Origin of the sequence: Vibrio sp. SCSIO 43135, from assembly GCF_023716665.1 — a bacterium.
Lineage (GTDB): Bacteria > Pseudomonadota > Gammaproteobacteria > Enterobacterales > Vibrionaceae > Vibrio > Vibrio paucivorans.
In genome coordinates, this window is sequence record NZ_CP071859.1 from 2332383 (window position 1) to 2347951 (window position 15569).

General features: G+C 44.1%; 12 protein-coding genes and 1 tRNA gene. 7 read left to right on the forward strand and 6 right to left on the reverse strand.

The window, feature by feature from the left end; genetic code table 11:
- Window positions 1-28: 28 nt before the first annotated feature.
- The 3 genes from gltX to J4N42_RS10445 all read right to left on the reverse strand — a co-directional run bounded on the left by gltX (window position 29) and on the right by J4N42_RS10445 (window position 3423).
- Entirely contained in the window at window positions 29-1456 is a 1428-nt protein-coding gene (gene gltX, locus J4N42_RS10435; protein ID WP_252027799.1) for a glutamate--tRNA ligase, read from the reverse strand.
- A 106-nt stretch (window positions 1457-1562) separates the two neighbouring features.
- Window positions 1563-2195, reverse strand: coding sequence for a YccT family protein (locus J4N42_RS10440; RefSeq protein ID WP_252027800.1), 633 nt, complete (start codon window positions 2193-2195; stop codon window positions 1563-1565).
- A gap of 103 nt (window positions 2196-2298) precedes the next feature.
- Window positions 2299-3423: a porin gene (locus tag J4N42_RS10445; RefSeq protein WP_252027801.1), complete on the reverse strand. Its 1125-nt coding sequence runs from the start codon at window positions 3421-3423 to the stop codon at window positions 2299-2301.
- A gap of 475 nt (window positions 3424-3898) precedes the next feature.
- Between J4N42_RS10445 and J4N42_RS10450 the strand changes: the two genes are divergently transcribed.
- Both J4N42_RS10450 and J4N42_RS10455 read left to right on the forward strand, forming a co-directional pair.
- Complete coding sequence (locus tag J4N42_RS10450; protein ID WP_252027802.1) at window positions 3899-6595, forward strand: heavy metal translocating P-type ATPase; 2697 nt, start codon at window positions 3899-3901, stop codon at window positions 6593-6595.
- Between the two features lie 15 nt (window positions 6596-6610).
- Window positions 6611-7054, forward strand: a complete 444-nt coding sequence (locus J4N42_RS10455) for a DUF411 domain-containing protein (RefSeq protein ID WP_252027803.1) — start codon at window positions 6611-6613, stop codon at window positions 7052-7054.
- A 76-nt stretch (window positions 7055-7130) separates the two neighbouring features.
- On the opposite strand, the gene J4N42_RS10460 is transcribed toward J4N42_RS10455, so the two are convergent.
- Both J4N42_RS10460 and J4N42_RS10465 read right to left on the reverse strand, forming a co-directional pair.
- Entirely contained in the window at window positions 7131-7796 is a 666-nt protein-coding gene (locus tag J4N42_RS10460; protein WP_252027804.1) for a porin, read from the reverse strand.
- Between the two features lie 443 nt (window positions 7797-8239).
- A complete protein-coding gene (locus tag J4N42_RS10465) occupies window positions 8240-10897 on the reverse strand; it encodes a beta-N-acetylhexosaminidase (RefSeq protein WP_252027805.1) in 2658 nt (885 codons plus the stop codon).
- 402 nt (window positions 10898-11299) lie between these two features.
- Here J4N42_RS10465 and J4N42_RS10470 point away from each other — a divergent pair, with 402 nt between their 5' ends.
- Entirely contained in the window at window positions 11300-12169 is an 870-nt protein-coding gene (locus J4N42_RS10470; RefSeq protein ID WP_252027806.1) for a TraB/GumN family protein, read from the forward strand.
- 102 nt (window positions 12170-12271) lie between these two features.
- Complete coding sequence (locus tag J4N42_RS10475) at window positions 12272-12688, forward strand: hypothetical protein (protein ID WP_252027807.1); 417 nt, start codon at window positions 12272-12274, stop codon at window positions 12686-12688.
- A gap of 469 nt (window positions 12689-13157) precedes the next feature.
- Here the strand turns inward: J4N42_RS10475 and J4N42_RS10480 are convergent.
- Window positions 13158-13234 (reverse strand) — tRNA-Pro (locus J4N42_RS10480).
- A 256-nt stretch (window positions 13235-13490) separates the two neighbouring features.
- Between J4N42_RS10480 and J4N42_RS10485 the strand changes: the two genes are divergently transcribed.
- The 3 genes from J4N42_RS10485 to rluF all read left to right on the forward strand — a co-directional run bounded on the left by J4N42_RS10485 (window position 13491) and on the right by rluF (window position 15516).
- Window positions 13491-13631 carry a DUF3149 domain-containing protein gene (locus J4N42_RS10485; protein ID WP_252027808.1) on the forward strand — a complete coding sequence of 47 codons (141 nt, stop codon included), beginning with the start codon at window positions 13491-13493 and terminating at the stop codon, window positions 13629-13631.
- 180 nt (window positions 13632-13811) lie between these two features.
- A complete protein-coding gene (gene smrA, locus J4N42_RS10490; RefSeq protein ID WP_252027809.1) occupies window positions 13812-14393 on the forward strand; it encodes a DNA endonuclease SmrA in 582 nt (193 codons plus the stop codon).
- A gap of 79 nt (window positions 14394-14472) precedes the next feature.
- Entirely contained in the window at window positions 14473-15516 is a 1044-nt protein-coding gene (rluF, locus tag J4N42_RS10495) for a 23S rRNA pseudouridine(2604) synthase RluF (protein ID WP_252027810.1), read from the forward strand.
- Window positions 15517-15569: the final 53 nt, after the last annotated feature.

Sequence of the window (15569 nt, forward strand, 5' to 3'; positions counted from 1 at the left end):
CTGCGTTTTTTAGATAAGGGAAGCTGAATTAAGCGTTCGCTTCGCGTTCTTCAATAAATGCGATAGCCATCTTAATACGAGCAACACAGCGCTCTTTACCTACGAGTTCCATTACTGCATCAACAGATGGAGATTGACCACCTCCTGTTACTGCAACGCGTAGCGGCATACCGATTTTACCCATACCAATTTCTAGCTCTTCACAAACGGCTGCAATAACACCTTCTTTGATGTTTGCTGTTGTCCACTCTTCTAGTGCTTCAGCTTTTGCAAGTGCAAGCTCTAGTGGGCCTTTAGCAACACCACGTAGGTGTTTTTTAGCCGCACCAGCTTCAAACTCAGAGAAATCTTCGTAGAAGTAACGAATCTGCTCAGCAAGTTCTACTAGTGTGTTACAGCGCTCACCAACAAGCTTGATCACTTCAGTGATTGCTGGGCCATTTGCAGTATCTAGCTTCTGGTTGTCTAGATGCCATTGTAGGTGCTCAGCCACGTACTCAGGAGCCGAAGTCTTGATGTAATGGTTGTTCAACCAAAGTAGCTTTTCAGTGTTGAATGCTGACGCTGACTTAGAAATAGCATCCAAAGTAAACAAGTTGATCATCTCTTCTTGAGAGAAGATTTCTTGGTCACCGTGAGACCAACCAAGTCGCACTAAGTAGTTGTTTAGTGCATTTGGTAAGTAGCCTTCATCGCGGTATTGCATAACTGATACAGCACCATGACGCTTTGATAGCTTAGCGCCGTCATCACCGAGGATCATTGCACAGTGTGCAAAGGTTGGTACTGGAGCACCTAGTGCTTCATAGATATTAATTTGACGTGGTGTGTTGTTGATGTGGTCTTCACCGCGAACAACGTGTGTGATGCCCATATCCCAATCATCAACGACGACAACAAAGTTATACGTTGGTGCACCATCAGTACGACGAATGATCAAGTCATCTAGCTGGCTGTTTGCGATTTCGATACGGCCACGGATCTGGTCATCAAATACGACACTGCCTTCTTTCGGGTTACGGAAACGGATAACAAATGCATCGCCTTCTTTTGCCTCTGCATTAGCAGCAACAATTTTCGGGTGCTCAGCATCGTAACGAGGCATCTCTTTTGCTGCTTCTTGCTCAGCACGGATTTCGTCTAGTAGCTCTTTAGACGCATAACATTTGTATGCTTTGTCTTCTGCTAGCAGCTTATCTACCATCTCGTTATAGCGATCGAAACGCTTAGACTGAAAGTAAGGACCTTCATTCCACTCAAGGCCCATCCATTGCATGCCTTCAAGGATCGCATCAACCGCTTCCTGAGAGTTACGTTCTAAATCAGTATCTTCGATACGCAGAACGAATTCACCGCCCTGGTTTTTAGCGAATAGCCAAGAATAAAGTGCAGTACGTGCACCACCAACGTGAAGGTAGCCAGTAGGGCTAGGAGCAAAACGAGTTTTAACCGTCATGTAAAATACCTTGATTGTCTATATGACTGCACCACTCCTTAAGCTAAGGATGGCGCCAAAATTGCGCGTTATTTTAGCACCGATGCGTAATTCTACAATCCTGATATTACTTTAAATTGCGCATAGCCCATTGCATAAATTGCTGCTGCTGTTCTGAGGTTAAATTGCCGAACTCTTGTTGCAATCCAGAAAGCCCTGGTGCTGGTTTATGTGTAGACTGGTTTTCTAATGTTGTAGCAACCGCTGTTGTGGCTACTGCACTGTTGCCCATTTTTGCATTGTAGTCAGCAACTTCACGCTCGTAATCGCGAAACCCTTGTAACCCGCCCTTATTTAGCTGTACAAGTTCGTATTTAACTGGCTTACCCTCTTCCGTTTCAAGCGTAAGTTCTGGGTTCTTTGCAAATTTGTTTGCATCTTCAATCGTGCGGAACTTCTCGTAGCTGATTGACAACGTTTGTTGATCTTTCACATCAAATTGAAGAAGCAGTGGCTGAGAATCAAACTTTCGACGCTTACCGTCTTCAAATACGATTTGACCAATCGTTACTGCAAGTTGGTTGCTACCGGTATTCAAAGCGATCGTATTTTTATCCTGATAGTGCTGCTCAGAAACCATAGCTCCATTGAGCACTCTAGGGGTAATTTCCGTTTGTAAGTTCAGAGCACCATCCGCAAAAGCGAGCGAAGAAAACAAAATAGGTGTAGCAGCAACTAATAATGATTTTTTAAAACGCATATTATTTTCCATTTTTGAACGAGCAAAGGGTATGTATCCACATACCCTTTTTATTATTCACATTACTGTACAAAGTTCATATCTGTAACTTGTCAGTGATTAATTAGAAGTAGTATTCAACACCTACAGAGTACTCACTGAAGTCGCCGTTAGTACCTGATGTCCAGCGGTCACTGCCGTCAACACCAACGATACCGTCGTTAAAGTCATTGAAACGAGCACGTGCATACAGTACTGCAGATGGGTCTACGAAGTACATGATTTGCGCTGAAACCACGTCGTCTTCAGAGTTGTCGATTGTTTGCCCATCACGCTCTAACTCAAAGTTAGCTGCATAGGCGATTTTGTACTGCCAATCACCTGTAGTGTACATCAGGCCAGATGACATAGAGCCTTGCTTCTCATCGACGCCTGTGTCTGTGCTTGCTTCCATGTGTTTGTACTGAGCAAACAATGAGATACCGTTGTCAAACCAAGCTTGAACACCTGCAAGATACGTGTTGTTTGTCCAGATAGCATCTTCAGCAGCAATGTTGTCATTGCGCTCATACGCTAGGTCAAATTGGAATGGGCCTACTTTGTAATGACCAGCTGCGCCGAACCAGTAGTCGTCACCAGCTCCCATGCCTGCACTGTCGCCAGCACCAGCTGCGATATCAAATGACAATGCATCCATGTACATAGGGGTATCCCAACGGATGGTGTTTGATTGACGGTCTTGATACTTAGCACCACCGATTGCGCCGCCCCAGTCGTATACGTCACCCAAACCTGGGTTAGACGCTGGCCAGTCAACCAACTCATACATAGGTGTTAATACACGACCTAAGCGGATTTGACCCATTGACTCACTTTCGAAGCCAACAAATGTGTCACGCTCACCAAGTCCAGCACCTTCACCGCCAAAGCTTGGATCTACATAGCCGCCTTCAATCTGCCAAATGAATGTTGGACCAAAGTTTGCAAATTGCTTTTTACCACGGAAACCAATACGTGATTCGTTGTTTAGCTGCATTCCGCCTAAGTTGTCATCTTGGACAGAGTTGCCAGAATCATAATCACGATACGCGGCCTGCATTGCGATGATTCCGTATACTTCATATGCAAAAGAGTCTTTAGTTAAGTAATTCTTAGCTGCATCACTGTTAGCGCCGTCAGCAAAAGCTGCGCCACTAAGCATTAAACTTGATACTGCTGCACCCAGAAGTGTCTTTTTAAAGTAAGACATAGATTAACCCCTATATATTTATTAGTTTTTCCTTGTCCCATAACAAATTGGCATTTGTTAATGGCGGACTATTTATGGACGGTATAATCTTGGCAAACTTTTTTCGCGGCAAGAAATCAGCTCAAATGTAATCTGAGCAACTTCAAACTAAACAAAAGAAAATAAAAATAAACACCAAAAATTCAATAACTTAAACACAACCAGACCAATTACATAAACGTCAAAATGGTTACAAAGCAAAAAAACCACCAAATATCGGCCATTTATTGCCAACAAGATCACTATGCTTTTTTGTTGTTTTACGGAACTTTATAAAAGCCTAAATAAATATTTGAAATAGCTCGCAAACTAAAAGCAGCTAAGTTGGGTAAATAGAGATGATTTTGACGTTTTTACTTAGTCAAACTCCTCCTATTGACCTTCCCCCTAAGGTAAGGTTTATGCTGCTGATAAATCGTCTCAATTGGTGAATAGCATGAATACTTTCTCGTTGCCTTTATATGGCCTTAACTGCATGGGGTGTGCAAATAAAATAAAGCGCGCTTTGCAAGAAGAACATGATGTAAGCATTGAACAGCTATCTCCCACTCATATTGAGTTGATCACACCATCAATCTATAAAGCTATTCACGCAACAATCTTGAAACAGGGCTACAAAGTCGGCAACAAACAAGAATTTTTACTCAGTGGATTGAATTGCAATAAATGTGTCGAAAAGCTAAATAAACACTTAGCGGACTCGGATGATTTGGTTATTTTAGATATATCAACCACATCCCTTATCATTAACACTCACATCGACAGCCATCTAGTCCAAAAACTGATTGAACAAATCGGTTTTGAAGGCGAACTCAACACTCAACAACAAAAAACAGCCACTCACGATTCAGCTGCACCAAGTGTAGATACCCCTACTCCAGCATCAGCTAGTCATCAAACAGTAAGCACACACTTACAGATAAATGGGATGACATGTGCGAGCTGTGTAGCATCGGTAGAAAAAGCATTAATGTCCGTAGAAGGTGTCGTGAAAGCTCAAGTCAACCTGTCAGAATCCAGTGCTTTGGTATTGAGCGATAACGAACTCGTTGAGTCGAAGCAGCAGCAGCTACTGGATGCCATCAAGACAGCCGGCTATCTAGGGGAGCTTGTTGAAAGTCCAAAGGCTGCACAAGAGAAACAAGCGCAGCAATTAGCCAGCAACCGGTCACGGCATAAACGTAATGCATGGCTAGGGCTCATAGTCGGCGGCCCTCTTATGGCTTGGGGTGTTTTCGGAGGGAGTATGATGATCCGAAACACTCAAGATCAGCTCGCTTGGGGAGGTATCGGATTACTCTGTTTACTACTACTTTGTACCGCGGGTAAACACTTCTTTCGCAATGCGTGGCAAGCACTGATTCATAGACGTGCAACGATGGACTCCTTAGTTGCAATGGGCACGGGTGCCGCCTGGCTCTACTCAATGCTTATCGTGCTTTGGCCTGGATGGTTCCCTGAATCTGCACGCCATGTTTACTTTGAGGCTAGCGCAATGATCATCGGGCTTATCTCCCTTGGCCATTACATAGAAGCTAAAGCGAAAGCCAAAACAACACATTCGATTCAAGCACTAATAAATTTACAGCCTCAAACGGCCCTATTGATCGCTAATGGCATTGAGCAGACCATTGCCGTTGAAGATATTAAAACAGGCATGACGCTACGCATTAGACCAGGAGATAAAGTGCCTGTTGATGGCATCGTTGTTTCAGGTTCTTCCTACATCGACGAATCAATGCTAACTGGTGAGCCAATCCCGACCCATAAAGACCATGGCGATAACGTTTCAGCGGGGACACTAAACCAAGACGGCAGCTTAGTGATCACCGCTGAAGGAGTAGGCAGTGAGACGATGCTTTCACGCATTATTCAATTGGTTCGCCAAGCGCAAAGCAGTAAACCGGCAATAGCGAAACTCGCCGACCAAATATCGGCAGTATTTGTCCCTATTGTCGTTGTTATCGCATTGGTAGCAGCCGCAGTTTGGTACTTCGTCGGACCGCAACCAGCTCTGAGCCACATGCTCGTCGTTTCTACTACTGTACTTATCATTGCTTGCCCATGTGCTCTTGGGCTTGCAACGCCTTTATCCGTCACCGTCGGAGTAGGTAAAGCGGCCGAATTAGGCATTTTGATCCGCGATGCTGACGCTCTGCAGTCTGCCAGTAAGATCAACACCGTTGTATTTGATAAAACAGGAACTCTGACCCAAGGTAAGCCTAGCGTCCAAAAATTGTTTGATATAACTGATCAGCAAGATTCCATACTCGAAATGCTGTATGGCATTGAACGCTTATCTGAACATCCATTGGCCAAAGCGGTCTGCGAACATATCGATCAAATGGGCTTTATCGCTAAAGAGCCTAACAGCTTCAACAATCTTCAAGGTCGTGGCGTCGAAGCTTCTTTTGGGCAAGATTCGATGGTCGTTGGTTCCTTGCAGCATATGGAGTCGCAAGGAATATCTCTCACTTTATTTGAAGCTGAAATTCAAGAATGTATAGACAATGCTTGGACGCCAATTGCGGTCGCACTCAACAATAAAATTCAAGGACTCGTTGCTGTCTCGGACCCGATAAAACCCGAAGCGAAGAGAGCTATCGAAAGTTTGAAAGCGTTAAACATCGATACCGTTATGTTAACTGGCGATAATCAAGCCGTCGCCCAAGCTATTGGTCTCCAATTAGGCATCGACAGCGTTATTGCTCAAGTGCTGCCGGATCAAAAAGCGTCTCAAATTCAGAATCTACAAGCGCAAGGCAAACATGTTGCCATGGTGGGAGATGGGATTAATGACGCGCCAGCTCTGGCTCAAGCTGATCTAGGTGTTGCTATGGGTGCAGGTAGCGATGTGGCGATAGAAAGCGCACAAGTTACCTTACTGAACTCATCGCCTTTATCCGTAGTTAGAACAATTGAGCTATCAAGCGCGACAGTCAAAAACATGAAACAAAACTTGTTTGGCGCCTTTGTATATAACTCTCTTGGTATACCAATCGCTGCTGGTGTTTTATATCCAGCATTTGGTTTTCTATTAAGCCCTGTTTTTGCAGGTGCTGCCATGGCTTTATCTTCTATTACTGTTGTAAGCAATGCTAATCGCTTACGCCTGTTCCAAACCAAATACTAACACTCAGAGGTAATCATGAAATTGAAAATAATGACTATCGTTCTTGCCGCCACTGCCTCCGCCAATGCATTAGCTGCAGACGTTATTAACCATAAGTCACCATATTGTGGTTGCTGTGGAGAATGGACTAAGCATATGGAAGACGCAGGCTTCTCGGTTGAAGAAAAGCTCCATGAAAATATGAACCCAATTAAACAAAAGCTAGGCATTACACCAGAGCTTGCTTCCTGCCACACCGCCGAAATTAACGGGTACGTGTTTGAAGGCCACATCCCAGCAGAGGATATCAAAGCATTTCTTGAAAACCCGCCGAAAAACGCAGTTGGGCTTGCCGTCCCCGGGATGCCAATGGGTTCTCCAGGAATGGAATATGGCAATGAAAAAGACGCTTACTCTGTTTACGCCTTTAACGACAAAGGACAAGTGTTTGAATATCGTCGTTACGAAGGTAACCAATAAATAAAAAAGAGCCTGGTATTAACCAGGCTCTTTACTTTAGGACTTTAAGGACTTTTTAAAATCTGAATTGGTTCGATTAGAAGCCGTAAGAAGCACCGAATACGAATGCATTGTTCGTGTTGTCGCCTTGGTTACGGTACTCGAAGTATGGTTGAACGCCTTTACGAGTCCATGTAGCACGAAGCTCGTGGTCCATCGACTCAGCTTCGATTAGGTATACGTTGTTGTAGCTAAGTGCTACATCTTCATTCAGTGTGTAACCGATGCGGTTATCCATGCGGTAATCAGTTTTATCATCACCAATTGCATCAATGTGTGCACGAGTACGGTTGCTCAGTTGGATACCGTTGTCGAAGTTGTAACCGATCTTAACTAATGGACGGTATTGCAGGCTCTCACCCTGGTAAATCACGTGTTGGTAACCAGCAGCAACCCAGAAGTTGTCGTTAATAGCGAAAGACTGCTCACCACCTACAGTAGTGTAAACAGAATCTTGCTTAGATACGCCGTCTACTACTGCGATTTCACCTAGTTGGATACCATCAAACTCAGTGTAAACAGTGAAGCCACCAAAACGGTTATCAAAAGTGTGGCCAGCTTCTAGAGTAGAAGTTACATCAGAGCCGTGCATTTTATCGCTGTCTGAGTGGAATTGTAGGTTACCCGTTACGTAAGAAGAACCAGCGAAAGCGCTTGAAGCGAATGCAAGAGAAAGTGCACTTAGTGCGATAACTTTTTTCATAATTAACTGCCTTTAAAATGTAATTTAGCCGCGGTTCTTATTAGGTATATCATTCACCACCGACCGCAAGTTGGGGTTGCCTCCCTGGCATGGCAGCCATATTGCAAGAATTAATTCGCCCTGAAAAATAAAACCTCAAATATAGTGATCTCACGCATCACCCAAAAACATAAACAGATAACTTAACTACAAAAACAATCACTTATCGACACATATAAAAAAGGCTAAAGTCAGTCAAAGTGAGCCAGATCACTATTAATAGGATTAACAGTTAACCAATCGCAGTGTGAGATCACATCAAATTTAGCGATTTTGACAGGCAACTTAATTTTCGTTGATAAAAATCCGATCTCGATCACTAGTGTGACCACAGTATTTAATTCACGCCGATAAAAAAAGCCCCAAGCTATCGCTTGAGGCTTCACCAATAGTTTTGCTAAATGTTACTGAACAATAGTTACTCGGCTCGTGCGTTCACCTGTCGCAGACACAGAGCGAATCATCACTTCCCCTTCTACCTGAGGTTGATTGTCCGCAGAGTAAGTCAGCCACTTCTCACCATCCAGAGAGTATTGAAGTTCAACACCAGGGAACTGAACGTTCATGACTAGCTTGCCATCTTCTACTTTCGCACCTGGTACAGGTAGGCGGTAGTCGATACCTGATTTCTCTAGCTTAGCCAGTTCACGTTGACCAAGAACGTTCGCAAAGCGGTTGTAGTCTTGGTTTAGCGCAGCTTTGTCTACTAGGTTAGAGTTTTGCGAGTATTCAACACCCACTTTGTAGTCGTTTTCCCAATCAGCACGGTGCCATGCACGCTCAGCGGCTGCTAGTACGCGAGGGAATACCATGTACTCGTATTGCTCATCGTTACGTACTGTCTCAGACCAAAGCTGTGCTGATAGACCGTAGAAAGGTTTCGCTTCGATTTCACCTTTACCAGTGAAGCCATTGCCATCACGGTCTACAGAGGTTTCTGCGTTCTGAGGCATGTTCTCTGGTGCAAAACCAAACATCTTACGAGTATCTGTTGCACGTGTTGCCCAGTAGTAACCACGCTCTTTCGGGTCAACTTCGTATGGCATGTCCATGTACACGTAGTCTGGGTTAGAAACGATCACGTCGTAACCTTTCTTCGACCATTCGTACACTGATGATGTGCCACCCCAGTAAAGAACGTCCCAGAAGTTAACACGTGTGTTTTCTGTTGCGAACGCTTTCTCACCTTCACTGTATTTAAGACCATCTTGCCAAGCTTGGAAGTTTGGAATGCCCTTCTCTGCCACAATCTTCGACACTTCTTCTGCGAAGTGGCTTGGTAGATGAGCAAAGTCACTTACCGTACCGTCTGCAATTAGCGTCTGACATTGTGGAGACTGTGCGAATGGCTTGTCTTGTTTAGACAGGTCGATCGTACCTTTCCAAGCAACTTTATCTTCCGCGTTGACGTCTTGGAAACCAGCGCCTAGCTTGATGTTCTTCGCTTCGTCACCACCAAAGTGCCATGTTGTTAGCGGCATGCCCGCTTCTTGGTGCATTGCTGCTACTTCTGAAATCACTTTATCAACAAAGCGAGTTGAGGATTCCATACATGGGTTGATGAAGCTTTGCTTGTTGTAGAACTGAACCGTCGTTACGTTCGATGTATCTTGAGGATCCATCAGGCGGTACTCGTTCGCTTCTGCTTCTTTACCTTCTTCCATTAGACGGTCGTAACGTGCTTCCATTGATACCACTGCTGCACGAGCGTGCGCTGGCATATCAATTTCAGGAATCACTTCGATGTTACGCGCTTTCGCGTACTTCAAGATGCCCACGTAGTCTGCTTTGCTGAAGAAGCCAGAACCAAAGTTGTCTGTCGTTGCACCTGAGCCAAGCTGAGGCAGTAAACAGCTTTTCTCTTCCAAATCGAAACAACGGTTAGCACCCACTTCAGTCAGCTCTGGCAGACCCGGGATTTCTAAACGCCAGCCTTCATCATCCGTTAGGTGAAGGTGTAGTTTGTTCATCTTGTACGCTGCCATTTGGTCTAGCGTTGCAAGAATTGCGTCTTTAGAGTGGAAGTTACGAGCCACGTCCACCATCACACCACGGTAATCAAAACGCGGCGCGTCTTTAATAGACAGTTGTGGTAGAGAATCAGCATTTTGGCTATCTACCAGGCCAAAGATAGATTGTACTGCGTAGAAAGCACCCGCTTGGTCAAACGCTTTAATCGCAATACCGTCGCCTTTGATGCTCATCTCGTAAGCACCAGATTTTGCTAATTCACCTGTGAAGTCTGCAGGAACAACAGTGATGCTTACAGGAAGATCACCACGAACATCCACACCTACCACTTCTGCACGATCTTGAATTGCTGCGTATTGAGTCGCATCGAATGCGTCTTTAGGCAGCGCAATACCCGCCGCGATATCCACTGTACCTTCGCCTGTTTCAACAGACATTGGCGTTGGTAGTAACGTGGTTGATACGTCTTGTTTTGCCAGGTCTTCGTTCTTCTCGAAACGAGACACAGCGTTTGCAAATACGTTGTTGTCATCTGGCGTACGTTTCAGGTTGTTATTGTTACCTTCTAGACCAGTGACGAAAGACGATACATCTTCTGTATTCAAAGAAGCGATCATTTTAGGCTGTGCATTTGGTGCAGCAACAAACGCGCCTGGCATGAAGTCAGTTTCAAATAGCTGCCAGTATTCAGCAACAAGAGGAAGCACAACCTCTTCACCCGCAGCAAAACCATCAAACTTATCGGTTGGTTCTAGTTTGTGTAGGTCACCCGTTACGCGAGAAATTTTGAACTGCTCGTTTTCAACATCCAAAATCAGACGAATGCTGTGGAAGTAAATAGCCCAATCTTTAGAGTCAACCGCTTCACCTTGGTTAACTAGCGTCATGTTTACTTTGTTACAAGACGCCCACTCAGCGCCCATGTCTTGACATGCAAGACCTTCATTTGCGCCGTGGTTGGTTAGTACTTCATATTGAATATCAAGGTTGTCAGCGAGCGTGTTAACCGTAGATTGCTCAGTTGACGTAAAAGAAGAACACCCAGCTAAAGTAGCAACAACAGAGGCTGCTAGAAGACTTTGTTTAAACATCTTACTTACCCTAAAAGTGAAATGGTGCGAGCCAAAACAGCTAGCAAAATTGCGATGCATTCAACATAGCTCGAGTTATTTTAGGTCGTAAAATTAATCATCATTGGAAGTGATCGGAGTCAAACTTTGAAATAAGGTATTATTTTTTTATCTTAAAAAACAGAACGTTAATCACAACGTCAAAATCGACACAGTATTATTAACGAGTTTACTGAGAAGGAAATCACACTTATTTCTAGAAAACAGTAAAAAATTTAGCCAAGCATCACAAAATGCCTCTGACTGGGATACACTTTGATCTTAGCTCCAAATAAGAAATGTGATTTTTTCCACAAATATTTCTCGTCAACTTACGTTAAAAAGTTTTGTTTTGACAATTTTTACTCACAGGTCTCAATCCACATGCTCAGATCCTTAAGCCTATTGTTACCACTCTTGTTTTCCACACTATCTGTGGCTGAACCACTGTACTGGCAAGCTAAGAAAGGCGAATTGACATATACCATCATGGGCTCAGTTCATATCGGTGATGAAAGCATGTATCCACTCCCGAAGCCTATAATGGATAGACTAAACTCTTCCGACGGATTGATTATTGAAACCGACATAAGAAAGACTCAGGGAATTACATACCCTGAAATGCAGTACCTATCTCAGGATGTGCTTTCATCCCGGCAAAAGTCTGATCTAAAGGGCATTGCCAAATTTCTGGAATTGAATGATAAGCAGCTACTCAGCTCACCTCCTTGGGCTACAGCGCTAACGATTCAGATGAAGCAAACGGAATATTTGGGCTACCAAGCCGCTTTAGGTGTCGACGCTCACCTCATGTATAAAGCAACAATCAAAGAAATCCCAATATTAAGTTTGGAGTCATTGCAGTTTCAGGTCGACCTGTTTACCGGGCAACCAGAGTCAGGCAAAGAATTCCTAGTCAGCGCTATCGAAGAGTTTGATCATGTTGAAGGCGTACTACCCTGCTTAATAGAAAGCTGGCAGGCCGGAGACAAAAGTAAATTGGAGGAGTTCGCACAACTTGCTGCAATGTCACCGGAGCTCGAAAAAGCGTTTATTCACGACCGAAATGTAGACTGGGCGCAAAAACTTGCTAATCCACCGTGGAGCAAAAAACAGCAAGGGCAATATTTGATGGTTGTGGGTGCGCTCCACCTAGTCGGTGAAGACAACGTTCTAGATTTACTCAAGCAAAACGGATTTTCCATTTCTCAGCAGTCTACCAGTAGTAAGGCCAGCTGCAATTTTAAGTATTAAATAATAATAACTAGCTATAACACCTCTCTGACATATAGCTTGCTACGAAGATTACTATTTTGAGCAACATTTATAACGCTCTGTATCAAATAGGTTGTTTGCATGCGCTATTCCATTGCTATCCTTTCATTATTAACAATCCTACCGACCACTGTTTTTGCCAGTGAGCGGTGTACTGTCGATACTTTTCAGCCTGTCGATATTCAACCTAGCATTACAGGTGGTGTCTACGATAAAGAAAGCGGTCAATTTCTCACAACGACGAAACCACCGATGCGTTGTGCCTCTGTCACTTTTTATACCCAAGTGACTCGCAACCGTATCGCACGAGACATGGGACATGAGTTCACTGCAACTTACTTTGATGGTGAAGAAGGTGCCTCTCACTCAATTAAGTTCGACGACGATGCGGTAAAAGCCGGGTATATTCGCGTAGGCCCAAATAACCCAGCAACGGCTTACCTTTGTTTCACCACAGCAGAAACCCCCATTCAATCTATCCGATGTGATGTGAAATAACCTAGTCTAAGGTCTAGGCTCAAAGAGATACCCTTTGAAAATCTGGCTAACCCTCGCTGGTTCGATGTTCTACACCTTGAATACAAAAAGGCTCTACATATAAGTAGAACCCTTTTTCAAAGTAGTCTCTGAAGAGCCATATTCTAACTTCAGGCTCCCCCCTAAGGTTCTAGCCCTATTTCTATGCTCCTAAATGAAGAAAGCCTGCTTAATAAAGCAGGCTTTCTTAAAATGGTTAGTGAAGAGGGATTCGACGCGACTGGGCTTCCAGACCCCGACCCTCTGGTCCCAAACAAATAACACCAAAGACGAAAAAGGTTCTACATTTCTGTAGAGCCTTTTTCTCAATATGGCGGTGAAGAGCCATATTCTAACTTCAGGCGAACCCCATTTGGTTCGCTACTATCAAAACCAAATTTGCTGCCGCTGAAATGACGAAAGCCTGCTCATTGAGCAGGCTTTCTAAAAGTGGTCGGTGAAGAGGGATTCGAACCCCCGACCCTCTGGTCCCAAACCAGATGCGCTACCAAGCTGCGCTATTCACCGAGATTGTTTTCACAAGCTTTGCCTGTCAACGGATGCGTATATTACGGATTCCTGCCCCGAACGCAAGCCATTTTAGCGAGTTTTTTACAAAACAGTACTGTTCGATTAAATGCTACTCAACCAAAACCAAAATGTGATTAAAAACACATCAACAGAAACAAGTTCACAACCCATAAGAAACAATTGATCCAGATCAGTACCAAGCATTTAACTGACTTATAAATTAAAACCTGTCTTCGATACTTTTGGAGGAAACATGGACTTTTGGCTTGATCTCCTATTTGGTAATGCAGTGGGGCTATCTTCGATGATAGTAATCTTTGGCGCTTTAGGTCTGATGCTGTTTTATGGCGGCTTCATCCTCTATAAAGTTAAGAACGACAAATCTCCTCACTAGATCGCTTAGCTACTATTAAACAATAGAGTAACGCTATGCACCGAAGTAGATTACCTGTCTACTTCGGTTTTTTATTTTTCTTCCTCAGATATGTAACACGACCGCACGCACGAGGTGCTAGTGATATTCGTTGCTGATATAATAGTTAGCATTCCGAATTTCGTGATATGAGCTGTTCCCATGTCGAATCAAGACGAGCTTGACCTCTTCAAGCAAATGATGGGGGATGTCAAACCCATCAAACAAGATACTGCTGAACTGAAAAAGACTCACACAGTATCAGACTCTCAATTAGCAAAGCGGCAAGCCGCTATATGGCTATCGGAACAAGATCCTGAGTATTTGTCTGTCGACCACGCCGAGATGCTCAAACCAGAAGACATCATCGAATTCAAAAAAGATGGGGTTCAGGAAGGGGTATATCGCAAATTACGTTTGGGCAAATACCCGATTCAAGCCAAACTGGACCTACACAGACGCACTCTTAAAGAAGCTCGTGATGACGTTGTTGGCTTTCTTAAGCAGTGCATTCAACTTGATATTCGTACCGTATTGATTGTTCACGGCCGCGGTGAAAAGTCCAATCCACCAGCGCTAATGAAAAGCTACGTCGCTAGTTGGCTAAATCAAATCAAAGACGTGCAATGCGTGCATAGTGCGCAGAGATTCCATGGTGGTACGGGCGCGGTTTACGTATTACTACGAAAGAGTGCAGACAAAAAGCTGGAAAATCGTGAGCGCCATCAAAAACGCATGGGCTAACGTTTCATACGATGCTAGAATCGCCCGCTTACTTATTACTCCACCAAACTAAGCCGTTGAGAAACGTAAAGAGGTCAAGATGACAACCGACAACGCTAAACGCCTAAACAAATTTATCAGTGAAACGGGATTTTGTTCTCGTCGTGAAGCCGACCGCCTCATAGAGCAGGGCCGTGTCACTATCAATGGTAAAATTCCAGAAATGGGGACTAAAGTCGTATCGGGTGACGACGTTCGTGTCGATGACAAGCCACTAAAGTCAAAAGAGCGCCCTATCTATATCGCATTGAACAAGCCAACCGGTATTACGTGTACGACTGAACGTGACGTTCCTGGCAACATTGTCGATTTTATTGGCCACCACAAACGCATTTTCCCAATAGGCCGCTTAGATAAACCTTCAGACGGGCTTATTTTCCTGACCAACGACGGTGATATTGTTAATAAGATCCTTCGTGCGGGTAACAACCACGAGAAAGAATATGTGGTTCGCGTTGATAAACCTATTACCCAAGAGTTTCTTACCCACATGGCATCAGGCGTCGATATTCTCGATACCACAACGCTGCCATGTAAAGTCACGAAGGAAACCAAGTTCTCATTTCGAATCGTTCTGACCCAAGGTTTAAATAGACAAATCCGTCGTATGTGTGAAGCGTTGGGCTATGAAGTATTTAAACTTCGCCGCGTACGTATCATGAACATTTCTCTAGACGGCATTCCAAATGGAAAGTGGCGTTACTTATCGGATGATGAGGTATCAGAGATCTTATCTATGTGTGAGGATTCTAGCGGCACTGAGGACGCGTCGAAAATCGACGGCAAAGGTAAAAAAATCCGTAAAGCCACGGATGCCAAACTGTTTGATAGCCGAGAAGAAAATCAACCATCCAAAGCGAGACGCAATCAAAAGCAGAAAACTTTTCATGGCCGTAACGCTGACGAATTTAGACATGCGCCTAACTCGAAGAAAGGACGTGGCAAACCAGATAATAGCCGAACGAATAATAGCAAAGGTAATGGCGGTAAGGGAAAAACGTATTACAAGCCAGACAACAACGAAAGCTCTACACGCCAATCAAATAAACCACGTAAGTCTGGCACTTTGAGCCTGAAGAAATAAGCAGACATAAAAAAGGAGAGCAAATGCTCTCCTTTTTTGATTGGCTCAATTCA